35 protein-coding genes and 1 pseudogene are annotated in these 26999 nt (G+C 40.3%); 1 reads left to right on the top strand and 35 read right to left on the bottom strand.

The features are described from left to right. Positions 1–6: 6 nt before the first annotated feature. The 15 genes from DOZ58_RS18075 to DOZ58_RS17995 form a co-directional block, all read right to left on the bottom strand. A complete protein-coding gene (locus DOZ58_RS18075; protein WP_111889582.1) occupies positions 7–567 on the bottom strand; it encodes a hypothetical protein in 561 nt (186 codons plus the stop codon). Beyond that, complete coding sequence (locus DOZ58_RS18070) at positions 564–983, bottom strand: DUF4320 family protein (RefSeq protein ID WP_111889581.1); 420 nt, start codon at positions 981–983, stop codon at positions 564–566. Before DOZ58_RS18070 ends, DOZ58_RS18075 begins: the two co-directional genes overlap by 4 nt. A gap of 14 nt (positions 984–997) precedes the next feature. Next, complete coding sequence (locus DOZ58_RS18065; protein WP_111889580.1) at positions 998–1876, bottom strand: hypothetical protein; 879 nt, start codon at positions 1874–1876, stop codon at positions 998–1000. Between the two features lie 17 nt (positions 1877–1893). Next, a complete protein-coding gene (locus DOZ58_RS18060; protein WP_111889579.1) occupies positions 1894–2832 on the bottom strand; it encodes a type II secretion system F family protein in 939 nt (312 codons plus the stop codon). After that, a complete protein-coding gene (locus DOZ58_RS19350; RefSeq protein ID WP_371414218.1) occupies positions 2829–3956 on the bottom strand; it encodes an ATPase, T2SS/T4P/T4SS family in 1128 nt (375 codons plus the stop codon). The genes DOZ58_RS18060 and DOZ58_RS19350 overlap by 4 nt, the downstream gene beginning before the upstream one ends. Before the next feature lie 1325 nt (positions 3957–5281). Continuing rightward, positions 5282–6001, bottom strand: coding sequence for a Flp pilus assembly protein CpaB (cpaB, locus tag DOZ58_RS18040; protein ID WP_162624568.1), 720 nt, complete (start codon positions 5999–6001; stop codon positions 5282–5284). Then, positions 5998–6591: a prepilin peptidase gene (locus DOZ58_RS18035; protein WP_111889575.1), complete on the bottom strand. Its 594-nt coding sequence runs from the start codon at positions 6589–6591 to the stop codon at positions 5998–6000. The genes cpaB and DOZ58_RS18035 overlap by 4 nt, the downstream gene beginning before the upstream one ends. A 9-nt stretch (positions 6592–6600) precedes the next feature. Next, the gene (locus tag DOZ58_RS18030; protein WP_111889574.1) at positions 6601–6921 is read right to left on the bottom strand and encodes a hypothetical protein; all 321 of its coding nucleotides are present in this window, start codon (positions 6919–6921) and stop codon (positions 6601–6603) included. A 36-nt stretch (positions 6922–6957) separates the two neighbouring features. Continuing rightward, on the bottom strand, positions 6958–7185 hold the full coding sequence (locus tag DOZ58_RS18025; protein ID WP_111889573.1) for a hypothetical protein: 228 nt from the start codon (positions 7183–7185) through the stop codon (positions 6958–6960). A gap of 29 nt (positions 7186–7214) precedes the next feature. Further along, positions 7215–8033: a conjugal transfer protein TrbL family protein gene (locus DOZ58_RS18020; protein ID WP_111889572.1), complete on the bottom strand. Its 819-nt coding sequence runs from the start codon at positions 8031–8033 to the stop codon at positions 7215–7217. 75 nt (positions 8034–8108) lie between these two features. After that, positions 8109–8366: a hypothetical protein gene (locus DOZ58_RS18015; RefSeq protein WP_111889571.1), complete on the bottom strand. Its 258-nt coding sequence runs from the start codon at positions 8364–8366 to the stop codon at positions 8109–8111. 60 nt (positions 8367–8426) lie between these two features. Then, positions 8427–8678, bottom strand: a complete 252-nt coding sequence (locus DOZ58_RS18010) for a hypothetical protein (protein WP_111889570.1) — start codon at positions 8676–8678, stop codon at positions 8427–8429. Between the two features lie 39 nt (positions 8679–8717). Beyond that, positions 8718–10661, bottom strand: coding sequence for a VirD4-like conjugal transfer protein, CD1115 family (locus tag DOZ58_RS18005; protein ID WP_242988541.1), 1944 nt, complete (start codon positions 10659–10661; stop codon positions 8718–8720). Then, entirely contained in the window at positions 10658–11017 is a 360-nt protein-coding gene (locus tag DOZ58_RS18000; protein ID WP_111889569.1) for a hypothetical protein, read from the bottom strand. Before DOZ58_RS18000 ends, DOZ58_RS18005 begins: the two co-directional genes overlap by 4 nt. Positions 11018–11177: 160 nt before the next feature. After that, a complete protein-coding gene (locus DOZ58_RS17995) occupies positions 11178–11492 on the bottom strand; it encodes a toprim domain-containing protein (protein WP_256372228.1) in 315 nt (104 codons plus the stop codon). 92 nt (positions 11493–11584) lie between these two features. Here DOZ58_RS17995 and DOZ58_RS17990 point away from each other — a divergent pair. After that, positions 11585–12520, top strand: a pseudogene (locus DOZ58_RS17990) (IS3 family transposase). Here DOZ58_RS17990 and DOZ58_RS17985 read toward each other — a convergent pair. The 20 genes from DOZ58_RS17985 to DOZ58_RS17895 all read right to left on the bottom strand — a co-directional run bounded on the left by DOZ58_RS17985 (position 12504) and on the right by DOZ58_RS17895 (position 26890). Next, on the bottom strand, positions 12504–13223 hold the full coding sequence (locus tag DOZ58_RS17985) for a DUF3991 domain-containing protein (protein ID WP_111889567.1): 720 nt from the start codon (positions 13221–13223) through the stop codon (positions 12504–12506). The pseudogene DOZ58_RS17990 and the gene DOZ58_RS17985 sit on opposite strands and share 17 nt — an antisense overlap. 119 nt (positions 13224–13342) lie before the next feature. Beyond that, positions 13343–13906, bottom strand: coding sequence for a hypothetical protein (locus DOZ58_RS17980; RefSeq protein WP_111889566.1), 564 nt, complete (start codon positions 13904–13906; stop codon positions 13343–13345). An 89-nt stretch (positions 13907–13995) separates the two neighbouring features. Beyond that, positions 13996–14583 carry a DUF4406 domain-containing protein gene (locus tag DOZ58_RS17975; protein WP_162624567.1) on the bottom strand — a complete coding sequence of 196 codons (588 nt, stop codon included), beginning with the start codon at positions 14581–14583 and terminating at the stop codon, positions 13996–13998. A 133-nt stretch (positions 14584–14716) separates the two neighbouring features. After that, entirely contained in the window at positions 14717–15148 is a 432-nt protein-coding gene (locus DOZ58_RS17970) for a single-stranded DNA-binding protein (protein ID WP_111889564.1), read from the bottom strand. A 72-nt stretch (positions 15149–15220) separates the two neighbouring features. Beyond that, positions 15221–15763: a plasmid mobilization relaxosome protein MobC gene (mobC, locus tag DOZ58_RS17965; RefSeq protein WP_111889563.1), complete on the bottom strand. Its 543-nt coding sequence runs from the start codon at positions 15761–15763 to the stop codon at positions 15221–15223. 29 nt (positions 15764–15792) lie between these two features. Further along, positions 15793–16242, bottom strand: a complete 450-nt coding sequence (locus DOZ58_RS17960) for a hypothetical protein (RefSeq protein ID WP_111889562.1) — start codon at positions 16240–16242, stop codon at positions 15793–15795. Positions 16243–16359: 117 nt separating this feature from the next. Further along, positions 16360–16707 carry a hypothetical protein gene (locus DOZ58_RS17955; protein ID WP_111889561.1) on the bottom strand — a complete coding sequence of 116 codons (348 nt, stop codon included), beginning with the start codon at positions 16705–16707 and terminating at the stop codon, positions 16360–16362. A 114-nt stretch (positions 16708–16821) separates the two neighbouring features. Further along, on the bottom strand, positions 16822–17478 hold the full coding sequence (locus tag DOZ58_RS17950; protein WP_111889560.1) for a hypothetical protein: 657 nt from the start codon (positions 17476–17478) through the stop codon (positions 16822–16824). Positions 17479–17572: 94 nt separating this feature from the next. Further along, a complete protein-coding gene (locus DOZ58_RS17945; RefSeq protein ID WP_111889559.1) occupies positions 17573–18502 on the bottom strand; it encodes a hypothetical protein in 930 nt (309 codons plus the stop codon). A 137-nt stretch (positions 18503–18639) separates the two neighbouring features. Beyond that, on the bottom strand, positions 18640–18813 hold the full coding sequence (locus tag DOZ58_RS17940) for a hypothetical protein (RefSeq protein ID WP_162624566.1): 174 nt from the start codon (positions 18811–18813) through the stop codon (positions 18640–18642). 334 nt (positions 18814–19147) lie between these two features. Further along, positions 19148–19294: a hypothetical protein gene (locus DOZ58_RS18595; protein ID WP_162624565.1), complete on the bottom strand. Its 147-nt coding sequence runs from the start codon at positions 19292–19294 to the stop codon at positions 19148–19150. Beyond that, the gene (locus DOZ58_RS17935; RefSeq protein WP_111889557.1) at positions 19287–20084 is read right to left on the bottom strand and encodes a hypothetical protein; all 798 of its coding nucleotides are present in this window, start codon (positions 20082–20084) and stop codon (positions 19287–19289) included. Before DOZ58_RS17935 ends, DOZ58_RS18595 begins: the two co-directional genes overlap by 8 nt. A gap of 361 nt (positions 20085–20445) precedes the next feature. Next, complete coding sequence (locus DOZ58_RS17930) at positions 20446–21459, bottom strand: relaxase/mobilization nuclease domain-containing protein (RefSeq protein ID WP_111889556.1); 1014 nt, start codon at positions 21457–21459, stop codon at positions 20446–20448. After that, positions 21460–22332, bottom strand: a complete 873-nt coding sequence (locus DOZ58_RS17925) for a ParB N-terminal domain-containing protein (RefSeq protein WP_111889555.1) — start codon at positions 22330–22332, stop codon at positions 21460–21462. Positions 22333–22413: 81 nt separating this feature from the next. Beyond that, positions 22414–22782, bottom strand: a complete 369-nt coding sequence (locus DOZ58_RS17920) for a hypothetical protein (protein ID WP_111889554.1) — start codon at positions 22780–22782, stop codon at positions 22414–22416. A gap of 94 nt (positions 22783–22876) precedes the next feature. Next, positions 22877–23458: a hypothetical protein gene (locus tag DOZ58_RS17915; RefSeq protein ID WP_111889553.1), complete on the bottom strand. Its 582-nt coding sequence runs from the start codon at positions 23456–23458 to the stop codon at positions 22877–22879. Between the two features lies 1 nt (position 23459). Continuing rightward, complete coding sequence (locus DOZ58_RS17910; RefSeq protein ID WP_204355436.1) at positions 23460–23831, bottom strand: hypothetical protein; 372 nt, start codon at positions 23829–23831, stop codon at positions 23460–23462. 107 nt (positions 23832–23938) lie between these two features. Beyond that, positions 23939–24835, bottom strand: a complete 897-nt coding sequence (locus tag DOZ58_RS17905) for a ParB/RepB/Spo0J family partition protein (RefSeq protein WP_111889551.1) — start codon at positions 24833–24835, stop codon at positions 23939–23941. Between the two features lie 17 nt (positions 24836–24852). After that, positions 24853–25674 carry a ParA family protein gene (locus tag DOZ58_RS17900; RefSeq protein ID WP_111889550.1) on the bottom strand — a complete coding sequence of 274 codons (822 nt, stop codon included), beginning with the start codon at positions 25672–25674 and terminating at the stop codon, positions 24853–24855. 130 nt (positions 25675–25804) lie between these two features. After that, the gene (locus tag DOZ58_RS17895; protein WP_111889549.1) at positions 25805–26890 is read right to left on the bottom strand and encodes a hypothetical protein; all 1086 of its coding nucleotides are present in this window, start codon (positions 26888–26890) and stop codon (positions 25805–25807) included. Between the last annotated feature and the right edge of the window lie 109 nt (positions 26891–26999).

The following is a 26999-nucleotide window of genomic DNA, read 5'->3' as shown; positions in this document are numbered from 1 at the left end:
GCACTGCTAAAACTTTGGCGTATAACCAGATACCGTTACCCGCTCCACCACAATCGGGGGAGCGTTAAACATGGCTCCCAAAAACCGCCAGGGCACCGTGATGGTATTGGTGGTTTCGACGGTAAGGGCATCCCCTTCCGCTGCTGCCAGCTGGGTGTTGGTGATTTTCACCGTTGTATCCTTTGGTTTTAAGGAAAACAATACATTGCCGACATCATCCTCCTTGACCCAGGTATTGCCATCCACTTTAAAGTCGATCATTTTTTTCATTTGAGCAAGGATCTGTTCACGGTTCATCACTTCTTCCCAGTCATCCGTCAACTCAGCCTTGGTGTATGTTCCGGCATAACCTTCCCGGACACCCTGATAGACCTCGTCCCAGTTTTCCATCGCTACGCCCTGAACCGACTGCTCCACCGCCTGATCCAACTGGATGAAAATAGAGAAAAACCTTAAATATTCATACATTGCACAAAATATCATTAACAGAATAAATAACAATACCGCAACCATGGGAATGGACATTCCAGCATCCGTTTTTTTTAACAACTTCGCCAATGCCATCATTTATAGTACACCCCACTTCGTCCACTGGCAGGGGCCACCAGTTCAATGGTTATACCATCCCCTATAAAACTACTAAACCATGAAAAATCAGATTTCACAGTAACCTGAATGGGATCGTTAATCTGGACATTTTTCGATCCTCCGATATATTTTGTTCCGTTAAAACTGATTTCTTTTGTTTTTAATCCGGTTTTTACCTGCAAATCTTCATAAGTATCCATTACTGTATTCCCAGTATTTCCCACCAGCTCGGCATCCCGTAAGACTCCATGGGCGATGTAGTTTAGCTTCTGATATTGAGTCCATACCGGTAGAACTCCCAACATCAGGGTTAAAACAAACATCGCCAATAGGAAGAATATCGAAAATTCCAATATGGCTGAACCTTTGTCAACCTTCACTTGATTACCTTTCACTTGAACCCTCCTTTCTAAAAAATACTTGGCAGTGTGGTCATGATGTCATAACCAACGGCATAGACAACCATGAGCAAAAATGTAAAAAGTAAAATATAGGGGTATTTTTTTATTTTTTCCAGTCGCCGGTTCATTTCCTTTTTCAACCGGTTCTTTTCAAAAGACCGCAACTGAATCCCCAACTGTTCAAAGTAGGAAACAATATCATCCCCCCGCAACACCGCAATTAACCCCTGAGTCACATCCGATAAAAGCGAGCTGACCACCCGGGCATCCAGCCGAGAAATGGCATTTTCATAATCCGATGTTTTCATATCGGCGATGGTTATTTCCAATTCTTCACCCAGTTCTCCATCAGAGTTTTTACGGAAATCAATGAGAATCGCCAGCAAATCCTGTCGTTTTTTAATTTCCTGTTGCACGGTATTGACAAAACGGGGTAATTCCCATTCGATTTTTTCACGACGTATCCGCATCAACTGATCAATTTTTCCAATTTGGGTCGAGAACCGCTGTATCGCATAGAAAAGCAGAATCAATGTGAAAATCGGATGAACAAACACCAGAATTAAACCAACGCCTGCATAGATAGCAGACTCTACAAAAGCCCGGCCATAGACCATTTCCGGTGTATCCAGCGATCCCAGGGATTTAAGGGCATTGCTCATATTTTTACGTTTATAAGGATTGATCCGAACATAGGGAATGATCAAATGGGATACCTTAAAGACAAAGGCATCCAGAACATTGACCTTCTCTTTCTTTTTTCTGCCGACTGCCATGATTGTTTTAATCTCACGATGGGATGGCACATCAAAAATTCCACCAACCAACTGGAATAACCCATAACCAAAGAGTATTGCAAGACTGATTAAATAGGCCGTATTATTCATTATCTAACCTCCTTTTGCTATCGGCTGTATTCAATGGGTTTGATATCTTTAATAGCAGCATTAATCGAGATAAAAACCATTGTCAGAACAACGGCCAGAATGATCTTACCACCCCATGAATACATCAGTCCTCGATACCAATCCTTATTGATGAAATAAAAAAGAACCGGCACACCAACATTGATAAATACCATAGAGCCAACAATTCTTAAAGGCGTATGCATATCCGTTCCAAAGTCGTCATTGGCTTCTTTGATATCCGTAAATTTACGAACAATCGCCGGCAGCGTTTCAATCAGATTGGGATTGTCCTGGCAGGCAATCACCGCCCGGCACCACTCCTTATAAATCTGGTTATCGATCTTTTCACTCATCTCCAGCAATGCCCCCGGAATATCCGCCGTGATATAACTGATATCAAAGACAAAGGCTTCAAATACCGGTAACAGTGGCGGATTGATATGGTGCAAGTTTTCCTCAATCGCTTTGACGATATTGCGTGATCGACTGTAGGATGTGGTGATGATCGACAGTGTTTTGTTAAGCTCATCGTTTAATTCCTTCCGATAGGTTATTTCTGCCAGCTTGATGTACCAGAACGGGAACAAGGCCAGACCAACGCCAAGCACTGCTGATAACAAGATGTTTTCCATCATTAATCCGAGGATCAGACCCACAATAAACAAAATCGTCGCAGCCATGACCAGGATCGTAAAGACACTTTCCCGATTGGTTGTTTTTAAAATCAGCTGGGCTTCCCGGATGGTTGTGGTCAGTCCCTGAAATGGCGTTCGACGGTCTTTCCGGACGGTCTTTTTAATCACCGATTGAATATCGCTCTTATCATTGACAATCCGATCCATAAGCCGGCTTGTCAGCTCAAAAGGTGACACATTAAATAGCAGGCACAACCCCACAATCAGCAGCGTAAAAATAAGAAAGCTTATCCCGTTCATAAARCCTTACCCCCCTCGCTTAACKRCTCATCAATGAAACGCTCCAGGGTACGAGTCGGGACGCCATTGGTAATCAGCCATTGTTGCAGGCTTTTTGACATGTTGTTGCGCTTAACAAAATGACCTTTTATTTCTGTTTTTGTATCTGAAATTTYTTCYGARCTRTCAATYTCATARTCATACAGRGTCCKAAAGTYTGAATTTCCATGCTCATCAACRATACACTCGGTAATCTCCATSACTTTTCGGGAATAATCATCCAGYCGTTTACAGAAWATGGCWATSGTAAAGGCTTCGCTTACCAGTCGRTACAGCACCTTATCTTCMAGSGTYGARTCCWSCATACASAGMGTCAGCATCCGGGTATAGGCTGCCCGGCAGGAGTTGGCRTGGGTGGTTGTCAARACCGCATGGCCGGTTCGGGCTGCTTCCTGGGCKGYATASGCTTCTTCCCCTTTCATTTCYTGGGGGACRATAATATCRGGATCACAGGTTAGCGCTGTTTTTAATAACWYKCTKGAGTTAATMGWMCCATGKGTTTTCCARTGRACAAYGTTATTATCRRKAAYCCCATTTTCATCCCGGGTTACCAAATCCAGTTCTCTGATTTTTTCTTCAATGGTGATGATCCGTTTGCGTTTATCCACATCTCCGAGCAGTCCATCTAAAAAKGTKGTTTTTCCGGAGCTGGTYGATCCGGCCACAACCCCACTCAAGCCACTGGAAAYRCAMAGATTKATAAAATCAAACATYTCATCKGTCAGGGTTTCCTTYCTGATYAAATCATCCCKYCTTARYTTRCTGGGATTGACAAAACGGATCGATGCCTGAACACCACATTCCTCATCGATGAGTGGCGGGCAGGTCGCAGTGATGCGAATATTGTTTTTTAAGTATCCAGTCACAACCGGTGTCGCAGCGGATAATGTTTGTTCTGATTGCTGAAACAATAACCGGATCATGATGTTTTTRGCYGAYTCGGCTGAMAGGAAAGTTTCCGGGGCACGAACTACATCTCCATTTTTATAATGAAGCACCACATTGTCATGACTATTAATGTTAATTTCTTCCAGTTCCTTATTCTCATTTTCCAGATAAGCTGTTAAGATCCCATATTCACCCATTTCTGAAAAAATCCGGTTAAGCAGCTCAATACTRSTGTAYCCATCGATTAACACMCGATGATCTTCAATRTACTTACGAATATCTTTYTTAATCAACGCTTCATTYTTTTTYACATCMCCYARMGCCTTGGAATTRGTTCGGCTGATATAYTGYTGWATSCGYCCRATCAGATCMAGCARYTCCTGATTGCGCTTRTATWGRYTGTTCATTCGRTTTYCTCCTTCGCTTTTCKAAAYGGAAWTTTRAAAAGCTTWYKKYTCGRCRTTTTTTCTYTTTTAATRCGCTCWTTTTTAGGMCGTTTYTTTTGATTTCCCGATTTTCTTTTTTTARTYTTCTGATCTKYTCTTTCTTCTTCCTGGATCAGCTCCWRACTTAACTGRYTGAGTGCRTCYACAAACTCCCGATTCCGTTTKGTTTGTTTAAGSGACTTRATGGATGTTTCYTCCAGATAAGCCATCTGAATATCCATACTRTARGGRAAGGMATAAYYGACACCCCCGTATTTATCMCCMACCARCAGCCAKGARTCAAARTCCCAGGGGTTATTCARYACCCGGAYRACRTTRTCYCKAAACCCGGTAAAGTCCTGGAGCATGGCRGTGGTTCCATTAAAAAAGGCRATGCTYTTTAARTCRCCRCCRCCAACCATGACACAACTTCCATAACGTAAACCATACTGGGTAATCCAATCGTTATGAAAATCGGATAGTCCATCGATAATGGCATACTTGAATTTCTGGCCCAGGGTGACAAACAGGTCAATCACCTGGGGTTCCACCACCTCCGGATAACTGCGTTTGGAATCCTCACTACGATATCCCAAAAAGGCCAGGTATTTATTCTTGGGGTGATTGACCAACGTTTTTAGCAGTTCTTCCTGGTCAAACCCGGCCATGGTAATGATCTTTCCCAGGGAGCCGCCCTCCTTATTGAGACTGGGAAAGAGATAGGATAAAGGACTAGCCTGATCCTCGGTGAATATCAGCACGACGTTTTCCTTTGTTTTTTCACTGATATGCTTGGCCAGCTCCAGACTGAGGGTGGTTTTTCCCCCGCCCGGGGATCCCCATACGGTGATTACTTCCATAGTGTCGCCTCCTTTTTAAGTATTAGGTTATTCTCGCCCTTCGGATCGATGAAAATTATCTGTTCTTTTTTTATAAATCTATTCAATCTTTGAAAATCACAAGACATTCCCACATAGTTACTTGCTGTTTCCTGACTTTGCTCCATAAAATCCTCCGTTTCCTGATCATTTTGTTTCCCGAGGAAACAAGACTGTATATCGTCCAATCCTTCATTTCCTGTTTCCCGAGGAAACAGATTAAATACCCCCGGCCTTAAAAACTTCTTCCTGCTTTTGTAAAAACTGGTTGGCCGTGTCCTCATCTCCCCGATACATCAGGGCAAAGACAATATTTCCATTCTTTTCAAGTCCGGTAAGCAGCTGCGCCTGGGCTTTATTGACCAGCAGCGTCACCGTCGCCGGCAGCTCGGTATCATCTGATAATTTTTCTCCACCCATATCCACCCCGGTTTGGGTGGTCACCGCCAGTACCTTCACATATTGCAGTTCCGGATAAACAGTGCTGCGGTTACCCGCTGCTTCGGCATTATTTAAAATCATCACCACATCCCCGGGCATGAGTTTTCCGGAAATTCCATTGGCAAAGTCTTTTATCGTCACTGACACAATCTGTTTTCCGCCATCCAGGGCACTCATATAGTTTCCACTGGTGATCATGTCATTAACCAGCTTGCTTTGCAGTACATAGTCTCCCGATTCCAACTTTGCGGTGGAATACTTGCCAATGACCTCATTCTTACTTTTGATGGCGCTAGCCGGTAAATTGTATCCGCTAACCTCCACTTCCTCAACATTCCGTTCGGTGAGTTGATCCCCCACCCGGATGGTTTCTTTGACCCGTACAATCGTTGTTGTATTGCCAATCATGCCCGTGCCCATGGGCACAATCACCCAAGACAACAACAGCGCAAAGACAACAACAAAAAAACCAATGAGCATCTTCCCTCCATTTTTCACAGATACACCTTCCTTTCTAATAACATTACTGCAATCATAAAACCCGAGCATAGAAACGGCGCAAAGGCAAACATTTCATTGCGTTTCAGATGCCTGGTCCGGGACCATAGGATACTTAAGAGTAATCCGATCATCAGACCGGTTACGCCGGCATCCCAGCCCAGATAAAACCCACAAACGGTGACAAGCTTAACATCCCCTAAGCCAATGGCCTGATCCTGTCTGGTGATTCGCTTAATCAGCCAGCTAGAAACTGCCATCAGAATACCCAGGGTCAATGCCCCGGGGATGGCCTGCTTTACTAACCATTCTCCGCTGATTCCGATGCATCCCACTAATAAAATCAGGGGATGGACAAATCGGGGAATGGTCTTTGTTTTAAAATCAAAGTATCCGATGTAAAACATCAGACAACAAAATAATCCGGTGCGTAAAATAATCACCGGATCATCAATCACCAATAATAAAAATAATAAAGGCGTTGCCACAATGAATGCATTGGATAAAAACGCCTTTTCAAACTGCCTTTTTAATACCGATCCCATCAGGAACCAGCAACCCAAAACGCCACTAAATCCTAACGCTGCCATATGGCCCTCCTATTCCCACTCATTAAGATGGATGTAGGCATAGTGTTTACGGCCACGGTAATAGCTAAAAATATGTTGCAGCATATCCAAAAAAGACTGATTATCTTTCTCGCTTTTTTTTAGCACCAGATAGGAAGACAACAGGATCGCCAAAAAGCCGAAAAATGTTCCGATGGGATCGGTAAAGGTAACATAGTAAAGCGCACACAGAATGACGTCGATACAGAACATCACACCCATCAAAAATATTTCCTTCACTTCCATTCCCTCAATCACCTGGCGGTTAGCTTTAATCCCCATCGGGATGTACAATTCTTCGTGATTTTCCATCAATTCCTCCTTTCCCTGTTTCCCGAGGAAACAGTTTTATGTGATATAAGCCAGAATCACATCCCGAAATGGGATCAGGGTATTGGCAATGACACAGAAGATTAAAACGTGCCTGATCCGCCTTACATACACCCCTCTTTCATCAGGGGAATGAATCATATGGGTAATACAATAAACCACCCGAAAGACAACACCAACATTGATCAAGGTGAGCAGTAGGCCGTAGATATTATTCAGATCTGCAAAATAATCAATGGTTTCCATACGACTCCTTTCTTCGCAATTTTCTGTTCTTATTTTACTGACCGCACCGCCACCTCCGTGACTCGGGCAATGGTTAACGCCTTTCCCGATAAATTCGCATTGCCGGCATGAACCATAAACTGCTGGAGTAGCGCCGGCGTGGTAATCCCCGCTGCCAGGGCACTAAAACCAATCGCAAAATCACCGGTAGCCATCAGAATATAGGACAAGGACAACAGTGATAGCTGAATAATGGTTGTAATTCCGGCCTTGAAAAAGGTCATCATAAAAGGGGCAAACACCCCATTATCACTTTCTATCATTCCCACACAGGCCAACGGAAAGCCGATCTGCATGATCCACATCTGAAAACCCCGGGCCAGCATTTGAAAATAGAGCACCAGTGCACCGATAAAGAAAAAAAGCACTGCAAAAGGCCCCATACCCGCTTCGATCAGACTTTTCACAAAGTTTTCTTCATATAGGAACTTTGAATTCATACTATTGAGAATTTCATACAAGACCCCGGTACACACCCGGGCAAAGATCTGATAGAGCATCGGGAAGGCCACAATCATGACCACGGCTTTAACCATTCGTTGCAGCATCGCCATGGGATCGCTATCCGGATCACCACCAGTCCAGGTAATATAGGTTTCAAAACCGCTTTTAGAAAACTTGATTACCAATAGCAGCAGTGCCAGCTGATAAAAGATTTGCGTCAGCCCCGTGGATAAATCGAGTCCCGACGCATCTCCGATATATTTATCGATGTAAAACACCTGTTCAGCCAGACTTTTGATGCTGCCGGTAATCACCCCACTATTGTTAATTGCATCAAAGATAAAGTTTTTAAAGATTGGATACATAATTCTCCTTTCTCTCTTTGATTAAAAAGAAAAAGAACGGTCCAAATAGCAGCCGCTCTTTTTAAATCGAAGCATTTAAGATGTCGGGATGTTCGAGAACAACGCCTGAAAGTTTGATCTAATCGACGGAATAATGGTGTTACCAATGATATCCCGAAATGCATACAGAAACAGTGCCACACCCATCAATCCGACAATCCACATCCCCGCACCTTCAACAATCGAGCCGGAATCGGTGTTCATTTCTTCAGCTTCGCTACTTAAGAGCTTTGCATGCCATAGCACAAGGGGTTTAACTACCGCTTCTTTTACATTTTTTAATATTAAAGCCATTAAATTTCTCCTTAAAATTTTATTGAATTTCTATATCCGTGTTTCCTCGGGAAACAACCTTCAGGAACTCGGGAAATAGCTTAAGAGCATGGTGATAAAACCATTGACCGTCATTCCGATTACCAGATAGACCAGCGTCGTTTTCATGTTTTCTTTGTATTTTATTTTTTCGTGATCGTCTGCCTGTAGCCGTTTGATTACATTCCAACCAATGACAATTAACGCCAACAGCGGTAAGATAATATACAGCGCCAGAGACGCATCAGTCAGAAGTTTAACTAATCCGGTTACCCAAACAAATTCTGTTAGCATCGCCATCACCTCCTTTCATTGAGAAGTTTCAACATTCACTTAGATCTGATAGCGCTTCCAGATTCCCCATAATTGGATCCCATGCTCCTGGTGGGTTGGTCTGGCATCGCTGCGGATCATCCGGAGTACACGATTGTGTTCTTTGCTGCCTAATCCATAGAAGTCATTAAATGACCATTTACCTAAGTCCGGGGATGTCATAATCGCCGGATCATTCCGACTGGTGACCAGGTTGTAGGGACGTCGGATCCGACTGATTTCATTGGCGGTCAGCAGCTCCCGTCCCACCAGATTCACCGATTGACTGGAATTTGTGGTGTAATGCTGCTGTGAAGATGACAGGGAATAGGATGTGGTGGTATATTTCCCCAGTCGTTCCGACACCTCTTTTTGCGTTTCCAGATCCTCGGCCTTAAGATATATCCAGGTTTCACAGTTGGATCGGATGATCCGGGCAATCTCCCGACCGTATTTTTCTTCCAGTTGGGCCATGGACTGCAAAAACAGGTTATAGCGAATCCCCCGACCGCCACCCACTGAAATCTGGGCCGTAAAATCCGGGATCTTGGTAAAGTTTCCAAACTCATCCAGTTCATAATTAACCCGAACCGGTAAGCGTCCGCCCAGCTTATCCGCAAAGTCCGACAGCGCACTGTAGACTTGGGTACAGAACAGGGCAGCCAGCGAATAATAGGTGGTTTTGCCATCAGGCAAGATTATAAAAACCGCCGTCGGTCGACTGCCAATGTCTTTGGGGCGAAAATCCGTTTTCCGGGTCATTTCATAAATCAGCGGATTAGTAAAGAGTTTTAAGGTCGTCAGGGCACTGGTGTAAAAACTACCTTTGGTTTTGGATGGGGCAATGTCGGAAATCGCTACTAAACCCAACGCCGGATGAGTCGGATTCTCGACTTTCAGTTTCTTCATGTATTTAGCCAACATCATCTCGTCCGCCTGTTTGGGAGCTTTACACATCTCAGCTATGAAATAAAATACGTTGGTCAGATTCTGATACTCCGGATTATCCATGTTTTCAAAGACCACAATCATAATGCAGCTGGCAATAATACTGGCTTCACCGTTACTCCATAATCTCTCACCTTTCGGTTCTCCGACCAGCATCCCGGTAATATCCCAGACATAGTCAATTGCCTGAGACATATTTCCAGTTTTAACCGCATCAATAATCGACTGAAGAAAGTTGTAGTGATTACTTTTAAGCGGATCTTTAAAATCCAGAGCGAATACGTCAACCCCGCATTTTCTCAGAAAGGGTGCCGTGTAATCATAGTTCTCTCCTTTGGGATCCGAAACGATTTGTGACTCTCTGGCCATTGCCAGCAGTCCGATGGTTTGCAGGATCACAGTTCGACCTTTACCGCAACGGGTAGCGCCGATAATTAAACCGTGAACATCTTCCCCGATAAAGTAGATCTTTTCATTTCGTAATCCCTGTCGATCTTTTCCCAAAACTAAACCACCCATTTTGAAGTTTTTTTTATTTTCCATGATGGTTTTATCAACCCAGTAATTGTCTTTTTTGATCTGTCTTCTTTCCTCCTTTCCGCTGCGTAACAAAAACTGAATAAAGGGATTATTCTTTCGAATGATCACGTAATCAAAGGCCCGATCCTTCTTGTTGGGATCCAGCCACCGGGCTGAACCATGCTGATTCTGTCCTGCCGGCCGGGGGGTTTGAATATCCGGGGTTATACTGATCAGCTCACTCTTATAGGTTTTGCTTTGGCCAATAAAAAAAGCCACTGCCATAAACAGGGCAAAGGCCAGACACAAAAGATACATGTGAAATGTATTCTCGCTTACAACTACAGCGTCAAACACTTCCTTTAACGGGACGTTGAAGGGTAAAATCCCCTGTCCCGTCATAAATCCATCAATAGTCCGTATAAAAAACAGACTTCCGATGGCCAGCAACACAAAGACAAAGACAGCCATCAATCCACGAACAATTTTTAATCTCACATTTTCACCGCCGATTCCGTTCCCCGAACATCATTTAACGCTCCGTTTATATTTTCCAGCATGAGCCAATCATTCTTCGTTTCATTGGCCTTGATTGTGTTATCCAAATGGAAGACAATTTCCCGTTTAGCCTTTTCATAGGTTTCTCCCGTATTGACATTGCCCTTACCATCCTCCATGTTAATATTTCCATTATCCTTAAGCGCAATGTAGGTGTCGCATTCTTTGTTGTACCATTTGCCGGCAACTACCGGCTTTTTAAAAATGTCTGTCACTACATCGGTTATAAAACAACCACTCGTTAAGACTGCAACCAAGCCAACCAATAGAATTAGTATTATCTTTTTTATTTTCAATCACACCTCCTTTTCACGATTTTCAAGGCTCATTCTAACTGGTATCAAAATATAACATTCGCTACCCTCCATTTCCAGATTTCCTTGTTTCCCGAGGAAACAAGATCAACATTGATCATCTGTTTTTTTATTTCCTGTTTCCCGAGGAAACAGATTTCCTTCAAGCTTCCCGCTCCCACTCATCTTCTGCTTCGGTTTGAAGGGCTGCGTTTTCTCGCTCCTGGCAAATGCTTACTAATAGTTGATTCCAGTCTTTATGCGGTTCTGGCGGAATCTTAAGATCAAAGTTGTACTTCCCTGGAAATACTTCTTCAACGGCATTAATCAGCTCCAGGGTATTTTTATGTCCGGGTTCATCATTATCCAGACACGTCACAATATGCTCAATTTCCGGGTGTGTCTTCAGATAGTGAATCAGACCAATATGTGCTACGCCATTAAGGGCAATGTAGTGATCACCCTTATTCTGAGTAATATCCCCAATTAGCCGTTTGGATAGGCTATACTTAACTGGACAGATTTACTAAGGTCATATAAACTAAATCCATAAAATGAAGGAGAACCAATATGACCAGAAGAGAACGCCGAATTTTTACAGATGAATTTAAAAATCAGGTCGTCCAATTATATTTAAACGGAAAACCCAGACATGAAATTATTAAGGAGTATGAATTGTCAGCTTCAGCCTTTGATCGTTGGGTGAAACAGCATCAAAACTCCGGATCATTTAAAGAAAAAGACAACCGCAGTGATGAAGAAAACGAGTTAATCAAATTGCGCAAAGAAGTCCAACAATTAAAAATGGAAAACGACATCCTAAAGCAAGCAGCGCTGATCATAGGACGAAAGTAGAAGTCATCCAAGCGAATCAAGCCCTGTCTCTTATACACATCTAGATGTGTATAAGAGACAGGCCTGGTATCGACCTATACAATCGCTCAATTCAAAGTTCATAAAACACCGGTAAACAATGATAAAATCCAAAACGAAGTTAATCGCCAGTTTGATGACAGAGAGCAGCTGGAAGTAGTTGTCAGTGATCTTACCTATGTTCGTGTTGCCGGAAAATGGAATTATGTATGTATTCTTCTGGATTTATACAATCGCGAAATTATTGGTTACAGCGCAGGCGCGCAAAAAGATGCCATGCTTGTTTATCAGGCTTTTGCAACGGTCAAATACAGACTGGATAAGATATCAATCTTCCATACGGATCGTGGAAATGAATTTAAAAACAATATTATTGATGGGATCATCGATACGTTTAATATCAGACGTTCATTGAGTCAAAAAGGTTGTCCGTATGACAATGCCGTTGCTGAAGCTACCTTTAAAGTTTTTAAAACTGAATTTGTGTATCCGAATACGTTTGACTCCCTGGAACAGCTAAAACTGGAATTGTTTGATTATATTCATTGGTATAATCACATCCGAATTCATTCGTCTCTTGATTATATGACGCCGATTGAATTCAAAACAGCAGACCTTAAAAAAGTTGTCTGAAAAAGTGTTGACAATCCAGTTTAATGGTTTGATAGGAGAGCATGTCAATGGGTGCTTCGTACACCAACACTTGATTGCCTTTACCTTCATGGACAAAAGGGTAGTGCTTATCTGAATTTTCTACGATCCCTTTAAATGGTTCCTTTCCGGGGACATCATAGGTTCCCCGAAGGGAAATGCTCTTAACTACTCCATTTTCATCAAACCCACAAAAGGCACAATTATGATTATTGTCTTCATAAATTTTATGTTGTTTGACATAGTAATTGACCACCTCCGGATCAATGCAGCGAGTTTTTACCAGATAAGCAAAAATCCGCCGATAATTGGCGGATTTTTCTGGTGGCTTAAAGATTCCATCATTGGTTTTTTTATACTCCCTGGCTTTTTTGATATAAGTTTTTGCCACCTCACTGGGTTCGGGATGATGATTAATAAAGGCTGCCAGTTCATGGATCGCTTCGCCCTTGTTTTTTTCCTTCATATACATCACAAACTGAATGATCCCACCACCCGCTTCTTTTGAATCATCGGAAAGCCGATTCCATCGGTTTAAATCAGGATCAATAAATAACCCGCCTTCATTTCTGATTTTAACTTGATTTCCAATTTCAACCAGCTCATAACCGTTGGCCATGGCATAATCAACGATGCTGATCGCTTTGACCTTTTCAAACACTTCCTCCGGTAAACGCCCCATCATTCTCTCCTTTCCTGTTTCCTCGGGAAACAGATTCAGGCTTTTTTTACCTGACTATCATCGTACTCCACTTCCAGCTTATCGTGCCTGGATCATGAGTTTTGCAAACTCCTGCGATTTTATTATTCAACCCGCTCAAGTATGTATACCTCCCCTTCTTCATCAATTAGTTTTAATTGTCCTTTATTAAGGGTCCCCCGATAATTATAGCTTCCGGGAATGCCATCTTTAAAAAAGCTGATAAAAGTCATTTCCTGTTTCAATTCCTCCGATGTGTAATAATTGATGAATTGCCCCTCAACAACGTGTCCTTCAGTAAAAAATTGAAAAGAATCGTCACCAATTTGCTTATACATATATTGAATTGATTCTTCATTTATTGTGGTATCTATGTTTTTGCCACTGTAATAATATAAAAAGCCATCACTATAAAACATGACACGCTTCCATTTACCATTCTCATCTTCTTTATTCTCAAATGAATAACCCTCCATCCGTTCAAAGACGGTTTGAGCTAATAAATCATCCTTTTCCCCACTATAACTGCTCCAAAATGGAAACAATATAGAAGCTACAATTATACAAATTACTACAACGTTAATTCTTGTTCGCCTACGATTTTTTTCTTTTTCAATTTCTTTTTCTTGTTTATGATATTCAGTAATTTTATTAATTTCATTTAACATCGGTTGTCCTTTCCAACTTCACATGCTGCACTGCAATAGATTGACCATTACCTTATCCTTTCCATTTCCTGTTTCCTCGGGAAACAGGCTTATGCTTCCTGCGCCCAGTCTTCTTCATTATCCGGTTCCGGTTCAAAGCGATTTCTTTCGGAAATATCAATAATCGTCGGTTCATTTTCGATTCCCTGTTTTAACTGGGCAATCCGTTCCATCATCTGATCGGCTGGTACATTGGATCGGGCATAGCTTGATACATCCAGTCCCTCGTCGAGTCCGACGCATACCAGTTCCCACTGTTCATTTGAAAACGCTTCTTTGAATACCCCCTGATAGGCCATGAAATTTATATAGGTTTCCCGATCCATATCTTTTGCAATAATCGGTTTATTCATTTCTTTGGCCAAAATAATCTCACTGATCATGCCTTCAGATAAGGTATTACCATGCACCCATATCTCTTTGCATTGCTTAAGCAGTTCGATCCCCATTTCAAGACCCTTATTCCGCTGACTTGGGATGGTGTCGTCCAGGTATTGGGTAAAGATGGTATGGGGAGCCAGTGGCAGTACATTTAATTCGCTGGCCTGCCGGCACCATTCTTTAGCCCGATTCATATTGTCTTCCATGCTTCTTTCTTCGTTCGCCTTGAGTGGCGAACACACATATACCATTTTCATGTCAGTTATCCCCCTTGTTTTTGTTTCCTTAGGAAACAGCTTTGAGTCATTACATAAAAAAAACAGATCATCATTTGTGATATCTATCTGGTAAGTTTCTCCTTCTTTAAGCAGTTCATTGATCAGAATCACTTCAAAAAGGGATATCGTCTTCGTCAGCCATTAGGTGAAAATCTTCATCAAGTCCCATCACCCCATTTCCCATTTCGGGAGACAAGCCATTTGGATTGCTGCCGTTATTCTCCTTTCGCTTGGTAGAAATGAAATAGACCTCATCGGCTACCACTTCGGTCACGTACCGACGCTGACCATCCTGGCCATCATAGCTCCGCACCTGTAATCGCCCTGACACCCCAATTTGACTGCCCTTGGATAAATACTGTCCGACAAACTCGGCCTGCTTACCCCATACCACAATGGGTACGAAATCAGCTTCCTTTTGTCCGTCTTTGTTTTTAAAGCGCCGATCCACCGCCAGGGTGAATGTCGCTACGGCCTTACCTGTGGTGGTATTTTTCACCTCCGGATCTCTGGTCAGCCTGCCAACTAAATTTACTTTGTTCATCAACTTCTCCTTTAATTTATATTTCCCTGTTTCCCGAGGAAACAGAAATGATCCAATAAAAAAAGATTCACATCATTTGCTGATAATACGATTCAGCTTGATATAAATCTCCGTTAGTGTTTTCTGTACTGATTTTAATTCCGGGGCATTGATCTTCCCCATATGACACAGCTTGGTCAATTGATTAAGATTCGTCCCGATCCTGGTCAGATCCTTTGAAAAATCTTTGAGTCCGTCTAAAACGACTAACTGCCCCCCGGCATAGGTTTCTCTGACATATTGGCCCACTGTCATGTTGGCCATTTTTGCATTGGTTTCTATTTTTTCATACATATCCGCTGTACAACGAAACGAGATGGTGCAGGGATAGGTTTGGCTTTTTTCTTTGGCAGCGTCAATGGTATTTTTAATGACTTCATCCAGATCATCCCGGCTCAGGTAGAAGATCAGGCCCAGCTGCTGCTTTATTTCATCACTGGGAATGGTTAACCCATTTTCATATCGATAAATCTTTTTTCGTGAGACTCCCAGCATCGTTGCCAGGGCGTCCTGGGACAATTCTTTTTCCAGACGCAAGCTGCAAAGTGTTTTCTTTTTTATCTTAATCACCTCCATCTTGTTTCCCGAGGAAACAAATAGAACACTTACTGTTTATTTAATATTTGAATTACTTCATCACCAATCAGTATCTGAATTTGTTTAACCTGTCTTGATCCATTAACTTTAATCGGACGAATTGTATATTGCGTTTGATTCTCTGGATTAATAAAAGTACCTTCTGCTAAATATTTATCAGCAGTAGTTGCTTCGTTCACCATAAAATCAGCCATAAAAACATGATATGTCGGATACAGAACCATCGTAATTAAATTTGCGTTGAACTGAATTTTCGAAAATTGAATCTTACTTTCATCCTCAACATTTTGAGGGGGTATCATTTCGAAAGTAGTTGAATCCATTTGATAGTATGGCTCTGCAAATACCTCGTTCAAACTCACTAAGATTTGATCTGATAAAACAAACACCAAAAACAATGCAATCACAAATACAAAAAACACCAAGCAAGCTGATCCAATAGCTTTTAAAAATTCCATTTTTAACTCCTATCTTTAATTTTTAACATAATTGATCTCCTTAGACAAAACGCGACCTTTAAAGCGTCTAATTTTTTCATAATTACCTTTATCCTGTTTCCCGAGGAAACAAGATTTTTATAAAGAACAGGAAACTGCATCGATATAAATCCAAATTTCTTGACCATCGTTTTGAGCAACAAATTGATTGAATCCGACAAAGATATCACTCAATCCATTGTTGATCAGATCTGTGACTTCGGTTTTTCCTTGCCAATCCGACAATTCCTTAAAGCTATTTAGAAATATTTCTGTTTCGCTTTTTTCAATACAGATAAGATAGACCCCATTCTTTTCAATATCTGCTTCGAAACAGTTTTGGCTTTTTCTGCCACCCAGGGTCCCAAGATATTCCAGATTGAAAATTTCTTTGTCATTTGCCCAGTTTGCAAATTCAGCAGTATTTTTAAATTCCAGTTCATTCATTGATTTATCCTCCTATGTTATTTTTTTAATCCTGTTTCCCGAGGAAACAGATTTGGCATTTTTTATATTCTCAAATGTCTTTTTTCCTTTATTAATCTAATGATCAATGTTTTGCTAAAACATACTTTTCCATTCATCGTCGATTTTTTTTCGCTCTTTTTTTAACCAGTAATTCGAGACAGTGATCAAAACAACTACGACTGCGATAATGCCACCCACAATAATTAATAGCAACCATACTGCTGCCTTTCCGATCACACCGTCATTTTCAACTCCGCTAGTTTGTTTATTTATCATGTTTTCATTATTTAATACAATCTCAGCCGTATTATTGCCAGAAAGCTTCAGCTTAATCTGTTCATCAATGGAACTGCTCCCTTTCATAACATTGTATACATAATTAAAGATATCAATTTTTTCGATTATTTCAGGCGTTGAATAATCTATGTACTTAGCGACCATTGTTTCACCAGCTGGCGATTGGAATTCCAGGGAATCTGCATCTTTGACTTTATAAACAGCTTTATAATTCTCGCTATTGTGATATATCTCGATTAACCCATCCTCCGCCCTTATTCGATACAAGTCGGCTGTTTCAGTATTTGAATCACTCAAAAATATAATTTCATCAATTCTTTCAACTACCGGTTTGTTTAGATATTGGAGATCATTACTTTTGCTTATATAACCAATTAATCCAGTAGCAGCAATTACAATAACAACTAAAAATATGAATCGACCTCCGCCTTCACTCCGCCCATCACTATTCATCGATTATATCCTCCACTATTTAATCCTATTATCAAATGTCCATCTGTTTTATCAAAAATCCTCATACTTTCAGATTGATTTGACATTTTTCTACTCACAAATCACCCAAATAATGGCTTGTAATATCATGCCAATTCTGCTCAATACGGTCAAAGTTCTCTGCAATTTCTTCTAAGAATTCTATTCCTAATGCTTCTTTCTCTTTGATCTGCTTATAATTTTTTTCATCCCGAAACTTAAGTACATTGTCCTTAATAAGTGCATCAATTACTTTAGGCTCCAGCGCATCCAGCTCCCAGCATTCATGACCAAAGTCCGAAAGGTATTTAGTGGCACGGCTATCCGTCAATTTGGTAGGATTGGGCGGTGGGTTGTATTCTTCAACTTGCTCCATGTTCAAAGCTAATCTTTTGAATTCAATATCGTCCGTTTCAAAAACATTCAATCTGTCCAGGATGTCCCGGCTCATATCTATTCCACTTGGATCGTGATCGCCCAGGTGCAGCAGAACAATATTCTTGCCTTCACGTTGTCTTTTCTCTAATCTTTTGGCAGCAACCCACATTTCTGATTGACTTACATACCCTCGGCAAGAAAAATATTTGAGATCCAGCTGGTCACAGATTCTGCCAACTACTCCTACTAGTGCATCCTTTTCTACCCAAACCTCAACATAATTGTCTTGATCCTGCCAATAATCTAAATGATAGTTATATGCAGCAGCCTTAATTACATCTCCTGGTTTCTCCCAATGAGTACGACCTCGGATATTTCGGGTGCGATCTTCAATCGCATTCCAGTCGATCAATCCTGCCAGTCTAGCATCATTAATCAGTGCACCCAAATTTTTATAGCTTCTTTCATTATTGGGAATAATATCTCGTGCTACCATTTGATAATAGACTTGTCTTAACGTCAAGCTGTAACCCTGGGCTTCATAGTCTGTTATGACAGCATTTATTCTCCGGATTAGTTCAAGGCTGGTCTGCCGAAATTTCTTAGATACATATTCGATCTTTGGCACTACATTCACTCCTTGCATTTTAAAATAGAACATTTTATTAAAAGTCCAACAAATTAATCTAATTATTTTTCAATTTAATTTTAATATCTTTCTCATCAATTTTTACATATCTCATGAACAATATAGAATTACTAAAACTATAAAAATAAATATTCAAGAATATACCAACAAAAATAAGCCGATAAAGATGTGATAAAGATTGCTTTTCCAATAGAAATTATTTGATCAATGTGAAGAACTTTCCATCCTATCAAAAACATACCGACACCAAATACTGCAATGATAATTAAAGATATTTTTAGTAATCCCATAAACAACATTATTTCCTTCTTTAAAATCTATTTTTGAAAATCTATTTTTGAAAATCTATTTTTGTTTCCCGAGGAAACAGGAATCTTATTTCCGGGGGTTTGGGGGTGTCCCCCATACTTCATTTTCTCAGAAGGAGAAAACAAGATCTGAATGTTTCAGATGGGCCGTTCGCCCATCTGTAAACATTCGGGAATCTTGCCCTTCGTCCCAACTCCGGTCTTTGAGAAAACAAGATCTGAATGTTTCAGATGGGCCGTTCGCCCATCTGTAAACATTCGGGAATCTTGCCCTTCGTCCCAACTCCGGTCTTTGAGAAAACAAGATCTGAATGTTTCAGATGGGCCGTTCGCCCATCTGTAAACATTCGGGAATCTTGCCCTTCGTCCCAACTCCGGTCTTTTGGGCGTTACAAATGGGCATTTGTAACGCCCGGGTGATTGAAAAAGAAAATATGGGACTGATCGGCCATAATTTAGGCATGTTTTTCGACCCTTTCATGCTTTTTTAGAATTTCATCGATTTTTATTGTAGTTAAATTTGTGATACTTGCTATCTGTCGGGGGCTTTTCCCTTCACTTTTTAAATTTAAAACCTTATTTTCGATGGATTCTTCGCTTTCACCTGGGATTTTCGAAATATTTTCGTTTTTAATTTCTTCAATTTGAAGTTTCTGCGTGGGTTTTTGTTCAAACAGCTGATTTATTCCAGAAAATAAATTAGTTTTTAGATTTTCAATGTAGGCTTGATTATCATTTAATTTATTTTTAAGTTTTTTAATGATGAAATCTTTCTTTTCACTTTCATTTTTATAATTTTCCAGCAATTCCATTTTTCCGGTTAAGCCCATATCCACGATAATTTCTTTCATTTCGCTGTTATGAAATTTTAACCGGTCATTTTCTAATGCTAATTCTTCTTTTTCAGCCTGAAGCTTGGCGATAATTTTCTCCAATGTCGTAATATCTTTGTGATCAGCTTTGATGACAATCTCATCACTTGAATTATTATCGTTATTTTGATTGGTTAAATCTGCTCGTTGATTTTCAATCGGTAATCGGTCATGATCATTTTTTTCAAGTGGATGATCCACTTTATGTTTTAATTGATCAACATCTGACTGAGGAAGATCCGGTTCAACCTCACTGACTATTGCATCCTCATAATCATCTCTGGGTGATTCCACCACTGTTTCATCTTCCTTTAGTCCCCATGCTTTCTTAGGCTTTTTATTGAAAACCATTTGATCGAATGATCTGCCTTTATTCTTCATTAATCTTACACTCCTTTGAATTTTTATATTTTCATGTCAGTCCATCGTTACGCACCGAGTGCGTTTTTTGCTCCGATCATCCAGTCTGGTCTGCTACTGCACCGGGTGCACTTTTTGATCCGCTCTCCGGTTTGATCGACTACTGCACCGGGTGCACTTTTTGATCCGCCCTCCGGCTTGATCGGCTACTGCACCGGGTGCACTTTTTGATCCGCTCTCCGGCTTGATCGGCTACTGCACCGGGTGCACTTTTTGATCCGCTCTCCGGCTTGATTGGCTACTGCACCGGGTGCGTATTGTGCATGTTTACTTTAAAGAAATAAGTTTATTTTTAATCATCACGTTTCCTCGGGAAACAAATTTATAATTCATGTTCCCAATCATAGCTACTGTTTTCTTTTTGCTTGATCTTTTCTTTTAGCGCTTCTCCTTCCAGTTTCTTTTTCATGTGAGTTAATGGATAATAATTAGACTCCTTACTCTTGCCGGATCGTAAAGCGGTAAGAATATTCCTGGCATTTCTAGCAAATTCATCCATTTCTTTCTGGTGCATTTTTTTCGTCCGCTCACTTCTTCTTTGGCAATTTCTCTCAAACTGCTCCAGTAATTTTTCTTTAGTAAACCGCTCCGGCGGATAGAGTTTATTATTTCTGCACTTTTTACCATCCGGTGTCGTAAACGTGATATGCTTATGATGATCCCATTGGACTTCATAACCAAGTTTTTCCATATTGGTTATAAATTCATCCTGGCTAAAGGAATGCTTTACGCACTCTTTAACAGCCAGAAATAATTCATACTTCCAGCTCTGTCCCTGTTTCTGCTTTTCATATTCTCCCTGTTTAACCGTATGAAGCTTTTCATTATTGTCTTCAGGCTGAATCACCTGATCCTGGTCATTTTGCTTATCCCACCAGATCCGGATATTTTCCTCCCGACACAACTCCATGGATTTATTCTTGATGTCCTCCAGATCCGCTTTGCTGATATGCCATTTTTCACCGGTTTCAGCATTGACTGAGTTGATGCAGAAATGGTTATGGATATGATCCCGATCCGTATGGGTTCCAATGACGACCTGGAAACCGTTAAAAATATCGGTTTCTTCTATCAGTCGGCGTCCGATTTCATGGACAAGCTGCATATCCTGTATTTCTGGTGGAAAGCTCTGTTCGGCATGAATATATAGCCGTCCACTATCCTTGTTATACATATTTTTGATCAGCATAAATTCTTCATAGGCACTCTCAGACGAACAGTTTATGGTTGACACAAGGTGATTTTCTGCTTCCATTTTCTTGGTGTAATCAATACAGTGCCGCATTCCGGTTTTAGTTTGTCCATGCTTGAATTTGATGATTTTAAATACTGCCATTTAACTGCTTTGAGAAAAATACTGATCCAATGCCAACTCAACCGTCATCTGGATGTCACCTTCATCCTCCAGATCTGGAAAGTATTTTTCGATAATCTCTGGTGAGATTTTAAAGGTCTTTTCCGGCTTCTTTTTTAAAGCCTTATCATTAAAGATATCATTGAGCACTTCAATCGAAATTTCGACACTTTCCGCTTTTTTCCGGATGATGTTTGCTTTATGATAGGATAGCTTATTTCCATCCAGCATAAAGGATCTCACCACATCCTGTTCGGCATCAGAAAGATAAGACAGCTCCACTGCCGACTTGACACCCAGTTTCCCTGAATCACAGAGATCTTTTAACCCTGTGGTCAGATTATCATCAATCTGTACGTAATAAAAAATCTGTCGTGTACCAATATTGAAAGGATTGTCCTTTTCCAATTCATTGAATTTAGATCGTTCAATATCTGATAATTGATCTTTTCTTTTATTTAAGTTCTTCATCAGTTTATAACGTCTGGCTACAATTTTTGCTTTCTCAGATATTTTGAAATCATTGAGGTTGCGTTTTTTTATATTTGTTTCAATGAGCATCAGTTCAGCAGCGCTATCGTCTTTTAATTCCTCATAGATAACCGCATGGATATCTCTTTTTCCGAGTCTTTTACAGGCTTGCACACGATTATGGCCGGAAATAATCTCAAACATCCCCTCATACTCATTATGTGGTCGAACCAGGATCGGATCTGTCACTCCCATATCTTCAATACTTTCCATCATCGATTTCATTTCACTTTCATTATACTTGGTAAAAATGTGATTCTTGAAATCAATGAGACGATTAACTTCAATTCTAGCATAAATTGAAGATTCAGAATAATCAGCCATATTTACTTAACATCCTTTCATATAAAAAATAAAAGACCCTGTTTGGGTCCAATTGATTTTGTTTCCCGAGGAAACAAGATTCTATGTTGAGTAGTCTCTAAATTGTGTTCCTCGTTCCATATGTGCTTTGATCGACGCCGGTCGCTGCCATTGTCTGGTGAACGCTTTCCATTCCATTGAATACTCGGTTTTAAACGGTTTGAAATCCCGCCTTAGTTGGGCAAAGGGCATGGCTCCCATCCGGTATACTTCCTGGAGCCGATTTTCATTCGCTTCCATATCATCGCCAATCAAGACATAGCACTTGATCTTTTCCCGATTAAATCCTCCTTTAATTAACTTATCACAGGCAGTTCTGAAAGCCGGCAGCGACTGATCTGTGTCACAGGCCAACCATAATTCATCAATTTTTAGACTTCTTACATTCTCAACAAAATGATCATCGATCAAATTTGATTGTAATCCACCTTTAAACTGGATCCGTCGCTGCGACCGTAACATTTCAAAGACTTGATCTTTGTGCTTTTTACTGGTCTGAAGAAAATTATTGTCCTGGATAATGTTTCCAGGACTCGCTGCGACCGTAACATTTCAAAGACTTGATCTTTGTGCTTTTTACTGGTCTGAAGAAAATTATTGTCCTGGATAATGTTTCCAGGACTCGCTGCGACCGTAACATTTCAAAGACTTGATCTTTGTGCTTTTTACTGGTCTGAAGAAAATTATTGTCCTGGATAATGTTTCCAGGACAAATAGGTAATTCTTTTATGCGACCCTCAATCTTTGGCACGATGCACCAGGGACATTGATTGTTACAGCCCCTGCTGGAAAAAATTATGTTTGGCTTGAGATATAGGCCCGGCACGAAATCACCCACTGCACTTGCAAATCCGGGGCCACCAACTTTTACTGGCCGGTCTGTAAATGCCTGGTATTGTTCCTGAAGCTTAATGCAATAGTCCTTATCCCAGGTAAAGGAACAGGAAATATGAATCTCATCAAACGTTGGAAAAAGTGAAAACATCGGAGCCTGGATGATTCCATCCGGATAATAGGTCAGGGGATCTTCAGGGGTGTAACTGGTTTTCTTTGGGAAAACCCGAAGAATCTTCTTATCCCAGTTCATTTCAATTAATTTGTCGCACTACTTCAGCATAGCGCTTATTGAAATCTTCACTCGTCATATTCTGCCGATTGTAAAACATTTCTTTGACAAAAAGATCAAGTGGATGAATAACTTGATTTCCATTCTCATCAATTGTATAACTGATTCCAAAACATCCCAGCTCCAATTCTTCCAGCCATTCTCCAGTCGCTTCTGCTCTTACATCCAGATCTTTTACTTGCCCACAGTATGGACACCGTAACTGATCGGACGTTTCAGCGAAGTGCTTGCCAACAATAAATTCTTTATCGCAACCATAACAGACGTACTTCACCAAATCGTCTTCATAGTGCTTTTCACCCGATTCTTTTTCCCAAATTAAATTCGCCATCATTTTATATATGATATAAATACCATAATCCTCCTTGTAAAATTCCTTCAAATTCACTTCTTCCACCAAGCGGAAGAAGTAATGTAAGGTATGTGCGTAGCCATAGTGACTTACTTTTCACTATTTTCAAAATATTTTGATAAGGCCAATTCCAGAATATAAATAATCTCAGCTTCTCCTTTGTTCCCAAAATACTTTGTTAATAGAATCGTTGGAATTTTGAGTATTTTCTTTTTTTCATTATCTTTCTGGTACAATAATCGTTCCAGCGATTCTTTCGTTAATCCTTCATCCAGGGAAAGTTTTTTTATTGCCTTAGCTTTTGAATCTGTGATTCTAATGCCATCATTAATCAAATCCCGAACCAGTTCCTGATCAGCTTCCTCAAGAAAACTTAATTCGACTGAGGACTTGATCGATAGTTTACCTAAATCCATTAAGTCCTTTAAATCACTAAATAGAAAATCATTTATTCTGACATAATTACATATTTGAGATTTTCCCAAGTGAAATGGTTTTTCCTCATCCTTTTCACTGTGATGGTCTTCCGTATTCTCTTTTAATAGATCCGTTCTTAGTCCCTGTTTTTTTATTAGTTTATGCCACTCCGTGATAATTCTGGCCCGATCAGATAATTTGAAGTCTTCAATATTACGCTGCATCAGATTCGTTTCTATTACAATTAGTTTAGATTCATCTTCCGAGATGTTCTCCATAATCCTGGCATGGATCTTTCCGATTCCCAGGCGCTTACAAGCATTGACCCGGTTGTGTCCAGCCAATATTTCAAACATCCCAGTTTCAGTGGGGTGATCTCTAATAATAATAGGTGTCAGAAGCCCTCTTAACTCTATACTTTTCATCAGTTCTAACATATCCACTTCCGAATAAGGTGCAAAAATATGATCACCAAATCCAATCAAACGATCTGTTTCAATCATGACCAAACAGCTATCCTCGTCGTCATCAAGATTAAACATACTATCGTAATTTTTTTGATTCTCCACTACCTTCACCTACTTTGTTAATTTTCAACTAATTCTTTTGCTAAACTCTCGTATGCTTCAACCGCTTTGATAATGCTTTCTTTTTCTCTTTTGATCGTAAATTTGTCATGCAATTCTCTGACACTAAGAGATAACTTCCCAGCATCAGCTACTTTGGATAATGATGGTATTTTAGAATCATATACGTGGATCCGTTCACCAAACACATCCATAATAATATTTTCCATCTCTTTGGTTGATTTTAGTTTTGGCGTATACTTTGTAATCAAAATTCCGCCAATCACCAATTTCCGATTGATGTGTTTCTTCTTAACCGTTTTGATCGTATTAAATAATGCTTCGATCCCTTTAACTGCCCAAAACTCTGGAGCAACCGGTATAACGACCATATCTGCTGCTGCCAAGGCATTGATCGGCAGCATAAGCAGTGACGGCATACAGTCAATAAGCACATAATCATAGTCGGTTTTATACTCATCAAGAATTCCTTTGAGAACAAACTCTCTCATGGTTGCATTCACCAGCTGAATTTCTACATTCGATAACTCAATATTCGAAGGGAGAAGATCAACCATTTCTTTATGCAAGATGACATCTTCTTTATCAGGAAGTTCTTCATCATAAATCGATTTTGTCATCAATGTCGATATGGTCATTCTCAGTTCATCCGGTCTTTGCACCCCCGATTGCATAGTCAAGTTACCCTGGGAGTCCAGATCGACCAGCAACACCTTTTTCCCTAATTTACCTAATTCCCATCCCAAGTTATAGGTTGATGTGGTTTTTCCGACACCGCCTTTTTGATTAACAATTGCAATTGTCGTACATTTCTTTTCCATTTAATATCCTCCAAAATTTTGTAAAAAAAAGAGACCCTTTCGAATCTCTATTTACTTCGTCCACCGGGTGGAAAAAGTTCGTTATTAATTTTATGTAAAACACTTTGAGTAAAAGTCTCAGTTTCGTATTCTAGCCAATTGTTATTATTACTCTCTGACGAAAACGATCGGTCAACTGGTTATAGCCGTTTAGTATAAATTTCACGATATAGTCTGCATCCACCTCTATATTTGTATTAAGCATTGCCAGGCGAATCAGATCTTCATTGAGAACCGGAATATGATAGCTCTCTGTTATTTCATCGAACAATTCAAGAAAATCGTGAATAAACAGATCTTTCTTTCTTTCAATATCTGATGGATAACCTTTACTGATTAGTGCAATATTATTATCAAAATTTGGAGCCATACTTAAGAATACTCCAGTTTCAGGATCTCTTAGAAATCCATAATTTTCAGTATGACGATCCATATTAAAACAAATTGTATCTAAAAACAGAATATCCAGGTATTCTCTGGCCATAGCCGCATTCAGTTCCTGAATTCGATTGAAGTTAAACGCATAGTCGACCTCGTCGCCAACAAGACTTCTTGCCGGTTCATAGTTCAACTTTGCCCCATTTGTGAAATCCCGGCTCTTAATTCCTTTGTCCCAGGCTTCACAGTATGCCATACTAAATCCCATTAAGTTTCCTAATTCATGAATAAACAATTCAGAAAACACTTCCAGTTGATTACCCAGCTTATATAACCACCATTGACCATTTTCCAGACGCCAGCACTTTTCAAAAGAACCGATATTTGTCAGTTCCGGTGTACGACTATTTATGATTTCAGGCCGGTTCACCTGATTAAAGCTGTCCGGATCTCCCAACAATGCTAAATTATCAAAATAATTCTGACTAAAGCGAACCTGATTATAATCTAAGCCTGTTTCTTCATCCAATTTGATCCAGTAAGTATCAGTGATCGTTGATCCATTGACTCGCATGGAAACTTCCGCGTCATCAGCACTGGTCAATCTCAAAACCCGTTTTAACAATCGTGAATTAGTCCGGTGCCGATCGATGGCCCGGCTTTCCAGCCACTCTACTAAGCCGCCATTTCGCTGTAAATATAAAGGCAGAAGACCTGATTCAATGGGAACAAGGTCGTCATTGACGATTTGGGCAATTTTTTTATCTCGACTCATTAAATAACCGTTTATTGGCTTCATTCTCCACCTCATTTTGATATTAATACTAACTCTCAACGATAGAAATTATATTATAACATTCTTTCGCGTTGACCGCTTTAAGTTTTCATTACCACTAGTCAAAAGCCGC

The sequence above is a fragment of the Acetobacterium sp. KB-1 genome (assembly GCF_003260995.1).
In the GTDB taxonomy this organism is placed as follows: Bacteria; Bacillota; Clostridia; order Eubacteriales; family Eubacteriaceae; genus Acetobacterium; species Acetobacterium carbinolicum.
Note: the sequence above shows the minus strand (reverse complement) of the source record. Positions and strands in the feature narration are given on the sequence as shown.

Coding starts and splice junctions, on each gene's coding strand:
- DOZ58_RS18075 (WP_111889582.1), bottom strand. CDS start 567: ATGATGGCATTGGCGAAGTTGTTAAAAAAAACGGATGCTGGAATGTCC.
- DOZ58_RS18065 (WP_111889580.1), bottom strand. CDS start 1,876: ATGAATAATACGGCCTATTTAATCAGTCTTGCAATACTCTTTGGTTAT.
- DOZ58_RS18060 (WP_111889579.1), bottom strand. CDS start 2,832: ATGAACGGGATAAGCTTTCTTATTTTTACGCTGCTGATTGTGGGGTTG.
- DOZ58_RS18035 (WP_111889575.1), bottom strand. CDS start 6,591: ATGGCAGCGTTAGGATTTAGTGGCGTTTTGGGTTGCTGGTTCCTGATG.
- DOZ58_RS18030 (WP_111889574.1), bottom strand. CDS start 6,921: ATGGAAAATCACGAAGAATTGTACATCCCGATGGGGATTAAAGCTAAC.
- DOZ58_RS18025 (WP_111889573.1), bottom strand. CDS start 7,185: ATGGAAACCATTGATTATTTTGCAGATCTGAATAATATCTACGGCCTA.
- DOZ58_RS18020 (WP_111889572.1), bottom strand. CDS start 8,033: ATGTATCCAATCTTTAAAAACTTTATCTTTGATGCAATTAACAATAGT.
- DOZ58_RS18015 (WP_111889571.1), bottom strand. CDS start 8,366: ATGGCTTTAATATTAAAAAATGTAAAAGAAGCGGTAGTTAAACCCCTT.
- DOZ58_RS18010 (WP_111889570.1), bottom strand. CDS start 8,678: ATGCTAACAGAATTTGTTTGGGTAACCGGATTAGTTAAACTTCTGACT.
- DOZ58_RS17985 (WP_111889567.1), bottom strand. CDS start 13,223: ATGATGGGGCGTTTACCGGAGGAAGTGTTTGAAAAGGTCAAAGCGATC.
- DOZ58_RS17980 (WP_111889566.1), bottom strand. CDS start 13,906: ATGTTAAATGAAATTAATAAAATTACTGAATATCATAAACAAGAAAAA.
- DOZ58_RS17975 (WP_162624567.1), bottom strand. CDS start 14,583: ATGAAAATGGTATATGTGTGTTCGCCACTCAAGGCGAACGAAGAAAGA.
- DOZ58_RS17970 (WP_111889564.1), bottom strand. CDS start 15,148: ATGAACAAAGTAAATTTAGTTGGCAGGCTGACCAGAGATCCGGAGGTG.
- mobC (WP_111889563.1), bottom strand. CDS start 15,763: ATGGAGGTGATTAAGATAAAAAAGAAAACACTTTGCAGCTTGCGTCTG.
- DOZ58_RS17960 (WP_111889562.1), bottom strand. CDS start 16,242: ATGGAATTTTTAAAAGCTATTGGATCAGCTTGCTTGGTGTTTTTTGTA.
- DOZ58_RS17955 (WP_111889561.1), bottom strand. CDS start 16,707: ATGAATGAACTGGAATTTAAAAATACTGCTGAATTTGCAAACTGGGCA.
- DOZ58_RS17950 (WP_111889560.1), bottom strand. CDS start 17,478: ATGAATAGTGATGGGCGGAGTGAAGGCGGAGGTCGATTCATATTTTTA.
- DOZ58_RS17940 (WP_162624566.1), bottom strand. CDS start 18,813: ATGGGATTACTAAAAATATCTTTAATTATCATTGCAGTATTTGGTGTC.
- DOZ58_RS18595 (WP_162624565.1), bottom strand. CDS start 19,294: ATGCCTAAATTATGGCCGATCAGTCCCATATTTTCTTTTTCAATCACC.
- DOZ58_RS17935 (WP_111889557.1), bottom strand. CDS start 20,084: ATGAAGAATAAAGGCAGATCATTCGATCAAATGGTTTTCAATAAAAAG.
- DOZ58_RS17930 (WP_111889556.1), bottom strand. CDS start 21,459: ATGGCAGTATTTAAAATCATCAAATTCAAGCATGGACAAACTAAAACC.
- DOZ58_RS17925 (WP_111889555.1), bottom strand. CDS start 22,332: ATGGCTGATTATTCTGAATCTTCAATTTATGCTAGAATTGAAGTTAAT.
- DOZ58_RS17915 (WP_111889553.1), bottom strand. CDS start 23,458: ATGAACTGGGATAAGAAGATTCTTCGGGTTTTCCCAAAGAAAACCAGT.
- DOZ58_RS17910 (WP_204355436.1), bottom strand. CDS start 23,831: ATGATGGCGAATTTAATTTGGGAAAAAGAATCGGGTGAAAAGCACTAT.
- DOZ58_RS17900 (WP_111889550.1), bottom strand. CDS start 25,674: ATGGAAAAGAAATGTACGACAATTGCAATTGTTAATCAAAAAGGCGGT.
- DOZ58_RS17895 (WP_111889549.1), bottom strand. CDS start 26,890: ATGAAGCCAATAAACGGTTATTTAATGAGTCGAGATAAAAAAATTGCC.